Origin of the sequence: Cognatundibacterium crateris, from assembly GCF_010078235.1 — a bacterium.
GTDB classification, from domain to species: Bacteria; Pseudomonadota; Gammaproteobacteria; order Burkholderiales; family Burkholderiaceae_D; genus Undibacterium; species Undibacterium crateris.
Window position 1 is genome coordinate 465,096 of the sequence record NZ_JAABOS010000001.1, and the last position, 15,216, is coordinate 480,311.

Annotated in this window: 18 protein-coding genes; all 18 read left to right on the forward strand. The window is 48.9% G+C overall.

The genetic code is table 11. From position 1 onward, the window contains the following. Nucleotides 1-395: 395 nt before the first annotated feature. The 18 genes from EYB48_RS01980 (at nt 396) to EYB48_RS02065 (ending at nt 14,887) form a co-directional block, all read left to right on the forward strand. Nucleotides 396-866, forward strand: coding sequence for a hypothetical protein (locus tag EYB48_RS01980; protein ID WP_162018591.1), 471 nt, complete (start codon nt 396-398; stop codon nt 864-866). Nucleotides 867-1,649: 783 nt separating this feature from the next. Beyond that, nucleotides 1,650-2,165 (forward strand): hypothetical protein, encoded by a 516-nt coding sequence (locus EYB48_RS01985; protein WP_162018592.1) that lies wholly within the window; start codon nt 1,650-1,652, stop codon nt 2,163-2,165. 116 nt (nt 2,166-2,281) lie between these two features. Further along, entirely contained in the window at nt 2,282-2,980 is a 699-nt protein-coding gene (locus tag EYB48_RS01990) for a hypothetical protein (protein ID WP_162018593.1), read from the forward strand. Nucleotides 2,981-3,095: 115 nt separating this feature from the next. After that, nucleotides 3,096-3,572, forward strand: a complete 477-nt coding sequence (locus tag EYB48_RS01995) for a hypothetical protein (RefSeq protein ID WP_162018594.1) — start codon at nt 3,096-3,098, stop codon at nt 3,570-3,572. A 390-nt stretch (nt 3,573-3,962) separates the two neighbouring features. Further along, complete coding sequence (locus EYB48_RS19475) at nt 3,963-4,373, forward strand: TlpA family protein disulfide reductase (RefSeq protein ID WP_408058250.1); 411 nt, start codon at nt 3,963-3,965, stop codon at nt 4,371-4,373. A 90-nt stretch (nt 4,374-4,463) separates the two neighbouring features. Beyond that, nucleotides 4,464-4,721: a hypothetical protein gene (locus EYB48_RS02005; protein ID WP_162018596.1), complete on the forward strand. Its 258-nt coding sequence runs from the start codon at nt 4,464-4,466 to the stop codon at nt 4,719-4,721. Between the two features lie 337 nt (nt 4,722-5,058). Further along, on the forward strand, nt 5,059-5,598 hold the full coding sequence (locus EYB48_RS02010) for a hypothetical protein (RefSeq protein WP_162018597.1): 540 nt from the start codon (nt 5,059-5,061) through the stop codon (nt 5,596-5,598). A gap of 84 nt (nt 5,599-5,682) precedes the next feature. After that, nucleotides 5,683-6,159: a GrpB family protein gene (locus EYB48_RS02015; protein ID WP_162018598.1), complete on the forward strand. Its 477-nt coding sequence runs from the start codon at nt 5,683-5,685 to the stop codon at nt 6,157-6,159. A 90-nt stretch (nt 6,160-6,249) separates the two neighbouring features. After that, complete coding sequence (locus EYB48_RS02020) at nt 6,250-6,576, forward strand: gag-polypeptide of LTR copia-type domain-containing protein (RefSeq protein WP_162018599.1); 327 nt, start codon at nt 6,250-6,252, stop codon at nt 6,574-6,576. Nucleotides 6,577-6,900: 324 nt separating this feature from the next. Beyond that, nucleotides 6,901-7,389, forward strand: a complete 489-nt coding sequence (locus tag EYB48_RS02025) for a hypothetical protein (RefSeq protein ID WP_162018600.1) — start codon at nt 6,901-6,903, stop codon at nt 7,387-7,389. Between the two features lie 903 nt (nt 7,390-8,292). After that, nucleotides 8,293-8,931, forward strand: coding sequence for a hypothetical protein (locus EYB48_RS02030; RefSeq protein WP_162018601.1), 639 nt, complete (start codon nt 8,293-8,295; stop codon nt 8,929-8,931). Nucleotides 8,932-9,345: 414 nt separating this feature from the next. Continuing rightward, nucleotides 9,346-9,768, forward strand: a complete 423-nt coding sequence (locus EYB48_RS02035) for a hypothetical protein (RefSeq protein ID WP_162018602.1) — start codon at nt 9,346-9,348, stop codon at nt 9,766-9,768. A 305-nt stretch (nt 9,769-10,073) separates the two neighbouring features. Further along, nucleotides 10,074-10,778 carry a hypothetical protein gene (locus EYB48_RS02040; RefSeq protein WP_162018603.1) on the forward strand — a complete coding sequence of 235 codons (705 nt, stop codon included), beginning with the start codon at nt 10,074-10,076 and terminating at the stop codon, nt 10,776-10,778. Nucleotides 10,779-10,901: 123 nt separating this feature from the next. Beyond that, nucleotides 10,902-11,393 carry a DUF7000 family protein gene (locus EYB48_RS02045; protein WP_162018604.1) on the forward strand — a complete coding sequence of 164 codons (492 nt, stop codon included), beginning with the start codon at nt 10,902-10,904 and terminating at the stop codon, nt 11,391-11,393. 709 nt (nt 11,394-12,102) lie between these two features. Next, complete coding sequence (locus tag EYB48_RS02050) at nt 12,103-12,390, forward strand: hypothetical protein (RefSeq protein ID WP_162018605.1); 288 nt, start codon at nt 12,103-12,105, stop codon at nt 12,388-12,390. Between the two features lie 309 nt (nt 12,391-12,699). After that, nucleotides 12,700-13,650, forward strand: a complete 951-nt coding sequence (locus EYB48_RS02055; RefSeq protein WP_162018606.1) for a hypothetical protein — start codon at nt 12,700-12,702, stop codon at nt 13,648-13,650. Between the two features lie 250 nt (nt 13,651-13,900). Beyond that, nucleotides 13,901-14,401: a hypothetical protein gene (locus EYB48_RS02060; RefSeq protein ID WP_162018607.1), complete on the forward strand. Its 501-nt coding sequence runs from the start codon at nt 13,901-13,903 to the stop codon at nt 14,399-14,401. A 54-nt stretch (nt 14,402-14,455) separates the two neighbouring features. After that, entirely contained in the window at nt 14,456-14,887 is a 432-nt protein-coding gene (locus tag EYB48_RS02065; protein WP_162018608.1) for a GNAT family N-acetyltransferase, read from the forward strand. The last annotated feature ends 329 nt before the right edge of the window (nt 14,888-15,216 follow it).

The following is a 15,216-nucleotide window of genomic DNA, read 5'->3' on the forward strand; positions in this document are numbered from 1 at the left end:
AACCCCTCACTCAAGCGGAGCGCCAACGGCAGGCCACCAGGCCCGGTCTGGTGGTACGCGGTACATTTTCACCAGCCTGGGCCTAGCGTCCTGCCCTTGTCGCCCGCTTAGCTCGAACGTTAGGCATATCGTATTGATTGAATGAGTTTTAAGGCCTTTAGTCAAAACGCTACCTTTAATTTTTCACACCAGACTCATCTTCGCTTTTGACACAAGCAAATTACTGATACCCTATTTCCTTATTGCCAATTCCACTTCCCCGCTTTACAATCAGTCATCAATTTTTATCAGGGTCAGCGTGCGTTATGCCTCACCGCTCAACTACCAGCCTAACGAACCGTTGCAGCGGATCGCCTGCGGCGCCCGCTGAACTCATACGTTAGGCGTCTCGCGCGATGATTCCAGAGTCCACCACATTTCTGTTTCGCAGCGACCTCTTCCTGATTGATCCTAAGGAAGACGAGGAGACCAACCCGTTCTGCTATGGCAAGTCGTTAGCTGAGTGGGTGCGCATCAAATTCAAGGAGCTTGGGTACCAACCCGAGCCAGTCATTGCGGAAGATTGGGGATGGTGTGTCATGCTGATGCGCGAACCCTTTATGTTGTGGGTCGGCTGTGGAAACGATAGGTCTGAGTTCTATGGCAAAGTCACTCCAGAGCAGAAAGAATCATTTGCACCAGATGGGCGAGAGGTTGAGTGGAGCTGCTTTGTCGGAAGTGACACCCCGATTTGGACGTCATTCTTTTGGAAGAAGCTCGTTGGTCGGGCAAGCGCGTACGAACAAGTCGATTCGGTCACTCATCAGCTTCAAGGCATTCTCAGCAATGAGCCACGCATACAGGTCGCTGCACAACCAGCCGCCTAACCCTTCCATCGAGGGGGACGTCCAAGCGCTATCGCCCTCGGACGTCCCTCATGTCAAACGTTAGCCCTCTTATGTTTCTCGGCTCCCGTAATCGTCTGACCGTTCACGACTGGATATTCGTCCTTTCTGGTACCGTTTCCGGGACGATTTTTTACAGCACAGTGATCGTACTTCTCCTTAAGCCCTTCGTGTCAGAACCTGTGTTCGACTTCCTAAACATTTGGGTCACAGTCGCCTGCGTTCCATTCCTCATTTGGCTTGGACGAAAATATATTCTCTCTCAGCGCAATGATGAGGTTTCGATGTGAATGCTTTTTTCGCTAAATGGTTCGCCGCTTTACATAGCGCAGTGAGTGTTTGGGAACATTCGTCAGTTACAGAGCATGTCGCATCGAATGCACAATTCAACCTTGCTCCCTCTAAAGCATCGTCATTGCTTCTCGGCGCTCAGAGGGCTAACCCGGCGTTCGAGCGGAGCTGCGCAAACAGCCGCGCAGCACGCTCAACTCTACGTTAGGCACATCGTCTTGATTGAGTGAATTTTCAGGCCATCAGTCAAAACACTACCCCGACTTTTCACACCAGACTCATCTTCGTTTTTGACACAAGCAAACTACTGATACCCTGTTTCTTTATTGCCAATTCCATCGTCCGACCCTACAATCAGACTTCATTTTTAATCAGGGTCAGCGCGCGTTATGTCTCTTCGCTCAACTACCAGCCTAACGAACCGTTGCAGCGGATCACCTGCGGCGCCCGCTGAACTCAAACGTTAGGGCCCCAATGAATACACACCATCTACTCGCCATTGTTCTTGCTGCACTGTTGCATCTTCCAATGGCAGCGCATGCAGAAGAGGTTGGCATTCTTCATTTGCGCCCACTGCATCTCCAACTGCCTCCTACTTGGCAATTTGACGGCAAAAAAAACCCTATAGAGGGATATGGGCCAAATGGTGAAAAAGTCCTCATCACAATAATGCGCCGCAAAAATGAGTCCGTCCCTCTGTTTACTGAAATTGCAAAAGGGTTTGCGGAAAGTCAGATGAAAAAACTAGGCGAGAAGGGTAATCTTTCAATTAGCCGTCCCCTTGCCCAACTGCCTACGCCTACGGGAAAAATTGGCTTTTCTGTTGCATCCGAAGGCACCTCTCCCTTGGGTGGGAACCTATATTTTATTCAATACCTTCTTGCAGGTGAGTCCGCTCTGTTTTATCTCACGGTAGAAGGACGCGGAGATGTTGCGCCAATTGTTGAGCAATTCAATTCGTATATTGCTACTCATGTTTGGGACAACTAGGCGATACATTACGGTCAAGGCCGCTAAGGCTTTCAGCCTCCGCTGGACGCTAGGCGATAAAGCGCAGCGTAACGCCCCTTACCTAAAATGTTAGATTATTGATCATAAGCAACAATATGGATTTATTTAAGAAGGAAGTCCGCCCTCCAGTCACTGCCATAAAGTTGTATGGTCTTCGGGAGCCAGCCGATCGAGAGGTGCTACTTTCTTCCATTCTCGATTCTATAAGGAGTACTTTTGGCGCCTTGCCTGTCGAGTATGACATTTGTGGCCCCTATGGCATAAAGAAAGGCACAACTGTTGGGCTCAAAGCTTTCCAAAACACGCTTGCCAAACGAGGACACGACAAGTACTACACTCTCAGCGGTGCAACTAGCGGTCAGTTCGGATTTAACTTACTATTGGGCGCCCGAATTAATGGAACGGCTTGTTCGACATATTCAGAGTTAATTGTCTGGTACGCATCCGACAACTACTCAGTCGACTTTCTCGAACTTGTAATACCGCTTCTCGAACCGCTTGATGCCGTATGCGGCTTTGATATCGACATTCCAGCCAGTGACAACATATCTACTGAAACAAAAATCAAGAGAAGTGTTTTCGGTTCTATTTCGGTTGATGTGAACCACAAGCATTTGGCTTGGTTGTCCTCCATCCATGAGGGTGCCGTTCGTGGGGTGTTCCGAAATAACGTCGTCAACGATCAACAACTCGCCAGCCTATCTGGCAATGGAATAACGGTTTTTCAAACACTACCCAATGGCCTGCACTACTTCCACTTACCCAATGCGCGACACCAACATGGCCGCTTCTGACTACGAATCTAACCCCAAGCTCAACCGGACCATCCAAATGCTGCGCTTTTGGATTCCATCCGAGCTTCGCGCTCCGGCGGCCAGTTAGCTTCACGTTAGAGGTATGGCTCGGACAATGGTCGCTTACGACATAACTCGGGATGGAATCACGAACGGCTTGTGGTTCTTTGCACTGTGGGCACTTTTTGCTACAGGAATGTTCGTCTTTTCAGCGAAAAAAGTGAAAACGGCAGCTGCTTCAGATCGTCCATATTTACTGCTCGCGATTTCTGCGCTTTTTATAACTATTTCTATCGTTGTGTTTGTGAGTGGGTTTTCTCGCCGTCAAGCTTGTCTTAAGAGCGTTCGCGCCGGCAAATTCGAAGTTACTGAAGGGGTTGTATCGCAGCTTGAGCGATTCGGGCGCTCTGCTCCATATACTTACTCCTTCGTGCTAGGTGATAAAAAGTTTGTATTTGAGCGAGCGTTGTTAGGTTCATGCGGTCTCGCCGAAAGACCGAACTTTCAACTAAGACTTACTGAGGGAAGCCGTCTAAGAATTGAGCACAATGATGATGAAATCTACCGCGTATTTCTACAGAAAGACCTGTAACCAAATTGCTTGAGCCGACTCGCATCTGCAAGCTGCCATTGGCGATTCAGTTTGGGACACCGTATTAATTGCGTGATTTTTCAGGCCATCAGCCAAAACAATACCCTGAAAATTTCACGCCAGGCTCACCTTTGTTTTTGGCACAAGCAAGATGATACCCTGTTTCATTATTGCCAATCTCACGACCCCGCTTTACAATCAGTCATTAACTTTTCACCAGAGTCAGCGCACGTTATGTCTCATCGCCCAACAACGAGCCTAACGAACCGTTGCAGCGGATCGCCTACGGCGCCCGCTCAACTCAACGTTAGGCCTCCAATGCTACGAACAATCGTCCTATCTCTCTCCGCTCTCATGATCGCCCTGCCATCGCAAGCCGGCATCGTTGACATGTTTAACGGAGTCACCGTCGGAGACCCGCTCCCGAAGAACAACATCGTGTTTCTTAGCGCCCCTCCGCCAACGACGAACAACGTTCAGTTAATCGATTTCTGGGCGACCACATGTGCTCCGTGCAGAACGTCCATACCCAAACTCAACGCACTTCACCATAAGTATTCACCGAAGGGCTTGGTCGTGATCGGTGTTTCGGAGGAGCCGCGAGAAGCGGTGGTTCCGTTTCTGGAGAAAGTGCCTATGCACTATTCGTCCGCAGTTGAAGGAACAGCCAGCCTTCACAAGGCCTTGCGAATACGTGCCTTGCCCTATGCCATCTTCGTCAACCGTTCCGGAACCATTGTCTGGCGAGGTCAACCCTCAGAAATCACTGGAGAACTCATTGAGTCCCTGCTTACCCCTTGAGAGGCCCAACCCTTCCATCGAGGGGGACGTCCAAGGGCTATCGCCCTCGGTCGCCCCTCATGTCAAACGTTAGACATAGTTAAATTGGCGATGATTAACAAACAAAACAATCCAGTTGGTTGGGCTATGCTTATGTATGAGTTGGAAGATGCAAAAGAACACCTAAGCAACCTTATCACTGAGATTGAAAGTGACCCTGAGTATGAGGAAGCAAATTTACGCATTGACCTTGGTCATGTTTACTCTCACTTAAACCGAGCATGGCATAGACGCGATAAAGTCGATGATGTTTCAGAACAAGAATGGATTGAAGCATCAAAGTTTCCTAGTGATTTGGAGCCTATCTAAGTGCAATGCTGCCTAACCCATCCATCAAGCGGGACGCCTTGCAGCGCCCCTTTTGTCAAACGTTAGGCACATCGTCTTGATTAAGTGAGTTTTCAGGCCATCAGTCAAAACATTACCCGGAACTTTTTACACCAGGCTCACCTTAGTTTTTGACGCAAGCAAACCGGTGACACCCTGTTTCTTTATTGCCAATCTCATCACCCCGCTTTACAATCAGTCATCATTTTTTATCAGGGTCAGCGTGCGTTATGTCTCACCGCTCAACTACCAGCCTAACGAACCGTTGCAGCGGATCGTCTGCGGCGCCCGTTGAACTCAAACGTTAGGCAAAATACTCATGAACCGCGAATTGATCACTTGGATGCAAAAAAGGGCCGCGAATGGCGCAGTTGGCGCATCAACGATTAGGGGAATGGCTCCGGCTGGAACTGCGACAATAATCAAAGACTATTTACGCAGAATGGACATCAAATTCGTCAAGGCACGTACTGAATCTAGTTTTGAAAAAAAACTTGATGTAGTTACTGATGGGCTTCTGAAGGCTCTCCCTCATGGTTCAAAGCATTGGGGCATGGCCAGAAAGTGTGTGAATATCTTTTTACGCAACTGCCTATACAATAGATATTTATGCAGCCACTACAAATTAGAACGGCTAGAAGAGTGGCTCGAAATCCCTTTGGATAGTCATGTCGGAAAAGGCCTCATCGCACATACGGAAAAAGGTTCTTTGCCGAAGTGGGAAAAAGTGATTGCGCTGACTCGCGAGCAAAGCAACCAATATCAACAAGCCGCTCGTAATCTGGCCAAGAAGAAACGTGTTTGCCGGGTTCATCTTGATGATTGGCTATACAGAGGCGAGCATGTCACTCAGGCCTAACCCGGCGCTCGACCTAGCTCCCTTCGGCCGCTGGACGCTGCGCGAAAAGCCGCGCAGGCTGGTTATTTCTACGTTAGGACTCTCATGCACCTACTGAGCCCGAGCGAATACCAACCGATCGCTGCCCAAGTGGTCGAGGAGGTCGCTCGAGAAGTCACGCGGCTAATTCCAGGCTGCCGAGTCGAACACGTAGGCTCGTCTGCTATTCCGGGCGTTGTCTCGAAGGGCGACATTGATGTTTGCGTTGTCGTTCCTGCACAACAACATCAGAGTGTCGTCACAGCTCTTGAATTGGCCGGCTACGCTGTGAAGCGCGATACGCTGCGCACACCGGAGCTCTGTATGTTGCTGAGCCCTCGTGCCAACGTTGACGTTGCACTTCATGTGGTAGCGGAGGGCTCCCGCTTCGAGTTCTTCATGCGTTTCCGGGACGCGTTGCTGGCAAGTCCAACGCTCGTCAAGCAATACAACGAGGTAAAACAAAACGCCTGTGGCATGAGTCCCGAAGAGTACCGAAATGCAAAGTCTGCCTTCATCGCGTCCGTCTTGCGCACGGCCTAACCAGTCCGTCAACGGAACGCCAAAATGCTGCGCATTTTGGTTCCCTCCTCTGCACTCCGGCGCCCGTTACGTCCAACATTAGGCATTTCAATGACGACTGCATTTGAATATGAATCATGGCTAATTGAAACAGGCGATATCGTTATTAGCAAAGAAGTACAAAGCAGCGCTGCAAGCCTCACGCCTCATGAAAGGCTAATTTACTGTGTTTGGGTCGCAGACTATGGGATGCGAAATGCCGGCGACTTAGAGACTGCAAGGGAGTTATACCCTTTTTTTCAAAGCGAGGCATGCACACTTGCAAGAAAATTATCACTCCAATACACATTGGACACTTTTTCTTTGTCAGAAAATGAATTGTGTTCGCAATATTTTGATCGTTTTGAGGGTGTCTGCAATGAACTTAAAAATGCCTAACCAATCATTCAAGCGGGACTGGCTAAAGCCAGCCCCTTAATTCAAACGTTAGGCACATTGTATTGATTGAGTGAGTTTTCGGACAATTAGTCAAAACACTACCCGAGATTTTTCACACCAGGCTCACCTTCGTTTTTGACACCAGCAAACCGGTGACACCCTGTTTCTTTATTGCCAATCTCATCGCCCCGCTTTACAATCAGTCATCATTTTTTATCAGGGTCAGCGTGCGTTATGTTTCACCACTCAACTACCAGCCTAACGAACCGTTGCAGCGGATCGCCTGCGCCGCACGCTGAACTCAAACGTTGGGCGATTCTGTAAATGGCCGTTTGGCAATTCACCACCTGCCTGGTCCCGAAAAGTTGGGCCACCGCCAACGCTGGTAACGCAAGTTTGCTTTCCAGTGATGACGGTTTTGATAGCTCGATTGCATGGATGGATTTGACTATTGATCGCTGTAGCTTCGATGAAGCGTTCGACAAAGTTCTTGGCAGACGCAAAGCCTGGCACGAAAATCAAACTGCGTGGGGTGACGAGCAACGAACTGATATCCAGCTGTGGATCGAGCAAGGACGTATTGAAGAAATCCAGCTTCGACTGAACCTAAATGAAGACTTGGAACCATTTCTTTCCAGGTTCTGCGAAGCACTAGATGGACTCGACTGCATTGTCTTCGTACCTGAAACGAAACAACTACTTCCTCTTGCACCGGATACAATAATCCGAGCAGCTTTAGCATCAACGGCCGCATCGTTCGTCAAAGACCCACATGCCTACTTGTCAAAACTCTCAAGGGAAACGAGTTCGTGAATATATTGCCTAACCTGGCGTTCAACCCTGTTCGCATCACTCTCTGGACACTGTGCGATGAATCCGCGCAGCGCTGGTTAGCTCTACGTTAGCCTCTATGAGACGACTCGCAACCGACATACTCTTCTTTACCCTAGCACTAGTTGGAACAGCTTGCCTGCGGCTTCAAATCGAACTGCGTCTTAACCAATTAGAGCTTGATTACTTGTCTGATGCCCTCTTTCCCGTCCTTGACGTCTACACAATGCTCTCTGCGCTCTCGTATGCAATAGCATTCTTTCTTGGCGGAGCAATGACTTGGATTGTTCTTCGACGGAGACCGTCAGCGGTGTGGGTGGCGGTTACCGTTGGAGTCATTTTTATCGCAGCTTGCGCTGCGGTCAGATTGCCAGAACCTCTGACTTCGCACGCTCCCGCGACTAAATTCGGCATTTGGGTTCTGTATTGGACAAATCTATGGGGGCCGCCATCATTTGCATTCGTCGGCGCAATTTCCATGCGCGGCCTGTATAAGGTTTTGCCGAAAAATGTGGGCTAACCGATCGTTCGAGCAAACTCGCGTAGGCAAGCTGCTACGAGCCTGCTCAGGTTAGGCATACCGTATTAATCGAGTGAGTTTTCAGGCTATTAGTCAAAGCACTACCCTGAACTTTTCACGCCAGACCCATCTTCTTTTTTACACAAACAAACTACTGACGAGCTGTTTCTTTATTGCCAATTCCATTGGTCCACTTTGCAATTAGCTATCATTTTTTCATCAGGACCAGCGCACAGTATGTGTCTCCACTCAACACCCAGCCTAACGAGCCACTGCAGCGGATCACCTGCGGCGACCGCTGGACTCAAACGTTAGGACGCTTTGACGCGGTCATAAAATTAATTTTTTGCATATATAGGTGATAAATGGAAAAGCAGAATTATTTAATTGAACAACTAATAATGCAGAATCGTTTGTTGAAGCTAATATTGACTGTGCTGGTTGTAACTCTAACAGCCATCGGCTTAATGGCAGCAAGGGCGCCAGAGGGTGTAACCGAGTCCATTCGAACCAGGGAATTATTGGTGGTCGATAGCAATAACGTAATTCGAGCCAGAGTATCGGGGGATATGCCAGATGCGATGATGGCAAACGGCCATGTGTCTAAACGCGGGGCCAAGGCAGCTGGCTTTATGATATATGACCAAGAGGGAATAGAACGGGGTGGTTATGTGACGTTTGACCATGGCAATGCAATGCTTTCCTTGGATTCAAAATATCGCATGGTTGCCAATCTTATTGCTGGCCCTGAAGAAGATGGCGTTTCTGTCTTAAATTTGCATACAAAAAATTCCTCGTTGGAGCTGCGATCTGACCCTGAAGGTTCAAGATTGAGCGTCTCAAAGGCGAAACGGGTAACCTATCAACATCCGGAGATTGACACACTTAGTCAGGGCAAGTGCAGGAGCTACAAAGATTTGGAAAAGAAATATCCCGGCGAGGGAGTATGTCTTGATCGATTCTCTCAAGCTACGTGTGATAGATGTTTCAAATCTGAACAGTAGCTCTCATACTTTTCTCATCTTTTGGCTGGTTTTCTTCGAGTTGGCGTTGTTCTTCGTGGCCTAAATTCAGGCCTAACCTTGCGCTGAAGTGGGATGCCCAAACAGCTGCGCTATTCGGGCTCCGGCGCTGCTTAGCTTTGGCGCTATGCATATCGTATTGATTGAGTGAGTTTTCGGGCCATCAGTCAAAACACTACCCGGGATTTTTCACAACAGGCTCACCATTCTTTTTAACCCACGCAAACTGCTGATAGCTCGTTTCTTTATTGCCAATTCCATCGTCCCACTTTACAATCAGTCATCATTTTTTATCAGGGTCAGCGCGCGTTATGTCTCATCGCTCAACAACCAGCCTAACTAACCGTTGCAGCGGATCGCCTGCGGCGCCCGCTGAACTCAAACGTTAAGGCTAGCATGTCAGCATCACCGCAATTCACTCGCTCAATCTGGTTCACAACCGTTTTGGCATTGCTGGTCGCCTTGGGTACGCAAGTGTTGATCGGCTCCTTGTTGCCCCTCTTTGCTTTTGAGTGGTTCTACGAAATGCCGCCCATGAACCATCCCGTGCTCATCGCCGGAGAAACATCCTTTTGGCGCGTAGACGCGCTGATTCGCGCGATGTCCTTTGCTATGGGTGCCTTCATTGCTCACCTACTTGCCAAGTCGCACTCTTGGCAATTGCTTGCCAGTCTCGTGGCAATTTCTATAGCAGACACCTTTTTTGAACAATTCCCTATGCCAGCGACTCCGTGGCAGCTTGGAATTTGGGCTTCAGCGGCGCCCGCAGGAGCACTACTAGTCGGCGTCCTTTTCCAGACTAGGAAGACCAATGCCTAACTGGTCGGTCAAACTGATGCAGCCTGCCTAGGTAGGTAGACACACCGTATTAATTGCGTGAGTTTTCAGGCCATCAGTCAAAACACTACCCTGAACTTTTCACATCAGGCTCACCTTCGTTTTTGACACAAGCAAACTGCTGATAGCTTGTTTCTTTATTGCCAATTCCATCTCCCCGCTTTACAATCAGTCATCATTTTTATCAGGGTCAGCGCGCGTTATGGCTCACCGCTCAACTAGCAGCCTAAGGTATCGTTGTAGCGGGTGGCCTGCGGCGCCTGATGAACTAAAACACCAGATCGCTTATGACGAAGCCAGCACCACATTGTCGAATATCACTTATCTTCGCTGAAGAAGCGCCGATTGCAGTCATACTTCGGAAAGGGCCAAGTAAGTGGGTCGAGATGATCAAATGGCATACCCAAGAAGATCGCTTTGAACATGGGCAATGGTTCAATGGGCGGATTTATAGCGAGCGTTGCGGACTGTCTCCAGACGGAACATTGCTTGTCTATTTTGCGGCCAAGTACGGCACGCGCAAGAGAAACCCTGAATATAGCAATACGTATACCGTGGTAAGTAAGCCCCCATTTTTTACGGCGCTCGCTATGTGGTCTCAAGGCCATACGTGGGGTGGTGGCGGTAAATTTATTGACAATAAAACCCTTCGTCTAGCCTATGCGGGCGGAGGATACACCGTCACCCCGCATTCTGGTAAAACAAACCTATATATGGCGCCAATTAGGGAGCATCATCCGAATCATCCCCCTGGTCCTTTGAACATTGAATTCAATTTGGAAGACTACGACCCAGATAAGAAATTCCGTGACGCCCTCAATCCCTATCCGGATTGCGAGTGGTCAGGTAAGGATCAAAGCGGGCGAGGCATTTTTGTTCGATCAGGGGTGCTGTATGCCATCGGCAAAGATGGAGAAGAGCTCGAACTTAATGATTTCAACCCCGACGCTCCAATGGAAATGCCATCGCCTGAATGGGCAAAGGTTTGGTAGGAACCCGGCGGATCTTGAGCACCCGATCTCATCCAACCATCAACACGGACGCCGGGCCAAAAAGCTGCTGTGCGCCGCCGATGTCACACCTTATGTGTCAGCTGATTTTGAAAGGATTGGATAATGCCGGATAAAAGTCTACATTCACGTATACCCGCCTATAAAGCGGCATTCTCCAGTGGAGAACTCCAAAAGACCTATCAAGATCTGGTTGGCATTGTTCAAAATTTAAGAACTGAATTCGCTAAGAAATACAAAAGTGAATACTCGACTGCGAATGTGTTGCATGGATATATAGATTTCACCTACTTCTACTTGCAAAATGACTACCTCAAGAAGAAAAAGCTCAAGCTTGCGATTGTCTTCAAGCACCAAAATACAAATTTTGAGCTATGGCTTCTTGGGCAAACAAAGGATGTACAGATTCTCTATTGGAAAAAACTAAGAGATGTGAAGTGGGTCAATCAGGAAGCAATGCCAGCGTATTCAATTTTTGAAGTTCCCCTGCTTTTGGCTCCAGACTTCGATAACTCAACCAAGCTATCGGAATCCATACACAGTCAATTTAAAACGCTGTCACAGGAAATTTTCAATACGCTGGCAGCCTATGAGTAATGCCACATAACACTGCATTCAAGCCGGACGCCTAGCGGTGCCCCTTAATGCAAACTGATCTTCCCCGTGAATGGTACGAGCAGGAAATCGCGAATGTCCGCGCGGAGATCAGGAACCGTCAGCCCTAACCCACAGGTCGAGGGGAGCGCTCAACAGAGTGGCCGTTGTTCGGTATCCGTCGGACTGCGTACGCCACCCACCACACCCGCAAGCTTAGGCAAAATGGACATGAGTCACTGGCAAACAATTTCTCTTACTTTGCCAGGTGTATTCCTTGTGGGCCGTGATGTCAAAGTGAACGCAGCTTATTTCGACAAGAATAAAGTCAATGCGCTTTCAGCCGCGAGCAATTCATTACTGCCGCACAGGCTTCTTCAGTCCAATCGGGGAAATTTAAATCGTCTACGCTCATGGCTACTTCTTGCTTTCCGAATGAAGTGCACTTGGTGTATCCCTCAGAGTATGAGAAGGGAAATATGACCGAGTCGATGGTTTGATCAGTGTCCGACAACAAAACGCTTCTGGTTCTTTATCGGATTTCACCCAGCTACGACGAGTTCAAGAAGGAATCACAGCTGGCTTGTCCGTCCTGACTTAATGTTTGAGGATGAAACTGTGATAATATTTTATCTATTGTACGCTGTACTTCGCAGCCCAATTCAACTTTACCTTAAGCTATTTATTCCACACCGGCCTTGCAGGAGAATCCATGAATCGTTGGCTCGATCTCAATACGAAAAACCGTGTGCAATTCATCATCTTTGTAGCGTTAGGCTGTTTCTTTATTGCTGTACCTTTGATGATACAACAGCCAGCTTCCACACTTTTGCAACAGTTACCAATTGGCTTCACTATCACCGCTGTGGCGGCAAATCCGGCGAACTATGAAAACGGCGCCGTTCTTAGCTGGTCGGCGCAACCCATTCATTGCAAGATACTCCTTGTCCTTGCGGCAGTATGTTTCCTTACTTCTATCCCTCTCAAGTGGTTTGTATAGCAGATAACCACGCAAGTGCCCTTCTGCCCATAGTTTAAGCAAGTGCCGGCCGACAGTGTCGCTCTTGGGCGCACTCTGCACTTTGCGCCTGGCCGGTATTGCATCTGCTTTGCTTACAAACTGGTTTGCTTTGTTCTATGTCGCCGATTAGAGTCAGCGGCCAGGATTTCACCACTTCAATCGTGGTGAATTTTCTGATCATTTGATCCATCCTGGCCGGAAAATATGAAAAGAATATTTTAGTGAAAGTGAGTCAATTTCTATTCTCGATGCAGATGTGTGCATAAACTTAAATGAGAGGAAAACCACATGGGTAAGGAAAAGAATATCGGTAAGCTACGTCCCTTTGTGCATGATGTCGATGGTAAGGGTACTGCAGGCAAGAAGACGGTCAATGTTGACACCCGTAGACTTATTTCAGGCTCCACACCCGACAGCTATCGCGCGTTTAGCACCGTATTCGCCCCAGTCCGGCCTGGTCAGTCCTTCAAAGATATCCATGAGGGTCCGGGTGGTAAGATCGTCCCCGCGGAAGGCCCTACCAAGCAGACCTGGATCAATTTCGGCGATGCCAAGCGCGCACAGCATTACGTAGCCACTTACGCGCAACAACACATTCAGTCTGACCTCAAGCAAACATTTAACGTTGCGCAGCAAGCAGCCGAAGTCGGCCGGATTATGCAGCAGCGCAAGGCGCAACAAAACAAGAGCGAGGGGTTTTCATCACTCAAGACCGCGCTCAAAACAATGGAGGCGCGTAAGACACCGCTGGCTGAGCCCACACTGTTCGGCAAAGCATCCGAGCATACCCGCAAGAAAATAGCTGGCCAACGCCTGAATGCATGGGGTGACACCGGACCAGTAATACGCGGCTTCGATGTGCACAAACAAACCGCCAAACAGATACTGAAGTCGTCGGTCGTGGAAGACGACAAGAAAGTCACGCGCTCGAAGGTCATCAATGTTGATCAGACTAAGGCCGCCAACCAGGTCGGGGTCTCTGATCAGGCAAAGCGGCATCTGTTCAAGGGTGCCAAGCCCGGCACCTTGGGGAGTGTGGTGTTCAATCCTACGAAAGTGGGCGACAAGTTCCTGGAAACCTCAGGCAAGGTCACCAGCCTGAGCAGCTTCGAGAGACAGCATAGGCTGGAACCGACAATCAACGTCATCGCGCGCAAACAAGCCAGGGATGGCGATAAGATGCCTACCCCTAAATCGGTAGTGAATCGGCGTGGTAAAGGGCCAAAAGCGAAACCTTAGGCAGACGCGCTTCTACACTGCCCTGACGTCTGGCTCCATTGATGCCGGTATGAACGCATTGATCTTTGGTTGGGGGCTAGTGCAGATATTGAGCTTGACTTCAATATATCTGTCGAATGATGCGTGTCATTCTGTTTGTGTTTCTGTTATTGCTTGTTTTTGAAGAAACTTTATTTAAATACCTAATGAGGTATTCCAGTGGACAGCCTTGACTTGCCGCTCCTGCGCGGGGGTGCCGCTGAATTCCAACATGAGTCGACACAGAAAGGCAACCGTGAGACCGTACGACAGCGTTGACTATCAGTACACCAACAATGACAGGGACAAGGAGAAGTCCTTAGTTCTTATTTCCAACCTGATTGGCTTCAAACCGCCTTTAGAACAATTGCGCTATGCATTGAACTTTTATGCCGGAGGCACAGGGGTAGATGACCGTCTGGCTATCCGATGCCAGTTTTCTCAAGCAGATTGGCCCTCCGTTGTTCAAAGACTTCGCCTTCAGCATCTTCAAGAGGCAATTGGCAATGCTGACTGGGAAGAAGAATTACGGTGGTTCATTGAAGCGGAAGGGAAAGACGGCGCACTCGACGAACATTGCCATCGCTTCATCAATAGCAACAAGCATGACTTTCAGGATGGTGCCAGCGAAAAATGGGAGGTATTTTTCTCCCATGAAAGCGATGTCAACACATGGTGTGTAGTGTGGAGAACCAACGGCTGTATGAACTACCTCAGCTTTGATCATGGCTGACATGAAACAGCATTTAGACAAGGCCATAGTGTTCAATTTCACAAGGAACGAACAATGCCATTAGTCTGGTCATCCTCAATCGACAATCTCGACTGGACAGAGCTTGCCGCGCTGTATCGTGCCGCACCGCTCGGAAACAAGACGCCTGAAGGGCTGAGAACTGCGTTCACGAACAGTATGTTCAAGTGCTTCGTCTATGAGGACGACAAACTAGTGGGTGTAGGCCGCGCCCTGGCGGATGGCGTTGACTGTTCGTATATTTGCGATGTCGCGCTGCTGCCCAGCCATCAGGGACTGGGTCTGGGTAAACAAATCGTCGCTAAGCTGGTCAGCTTATCCAGTGGTCACAAAAAAATTATTCTGTACGCGGTGCCGGGTAAAGAGCCGTTCTACAAAAAATTCGGCTTCAAGCGCATGAGCACTGCAATGGCTATCTTTGAAAATCAAGGCGAAGCTCAGGAGCGAGGGTATGTGAATGAAACCTGAGTCAGCTCCCAACTTCTCTCCCTCTTGTCGATGGACTCTGCATGATAAAACCGCGTAATACCGTTTTGCTTCATAACAGGCCTGGCAAACTGATGTACATACAGACACTGATTCCGGACCCTGGTTCACCCTGGTTATTCGTTTTCTTTTTAGCCATTGGGTTCACGATCACTAGATTGATGAGCACGCTATCGGGTTGGCGCAGCATGGCTACCAACTGGCGGGCGCAGGGGCAAGATTCAGGCAAGTCCCATTGCTTCGTATCCGGTGCAATTGGTGCCAAGTTGTTTACGGTGAGGTACGGCAGGGTTGTTGAGCAAATACTGAGT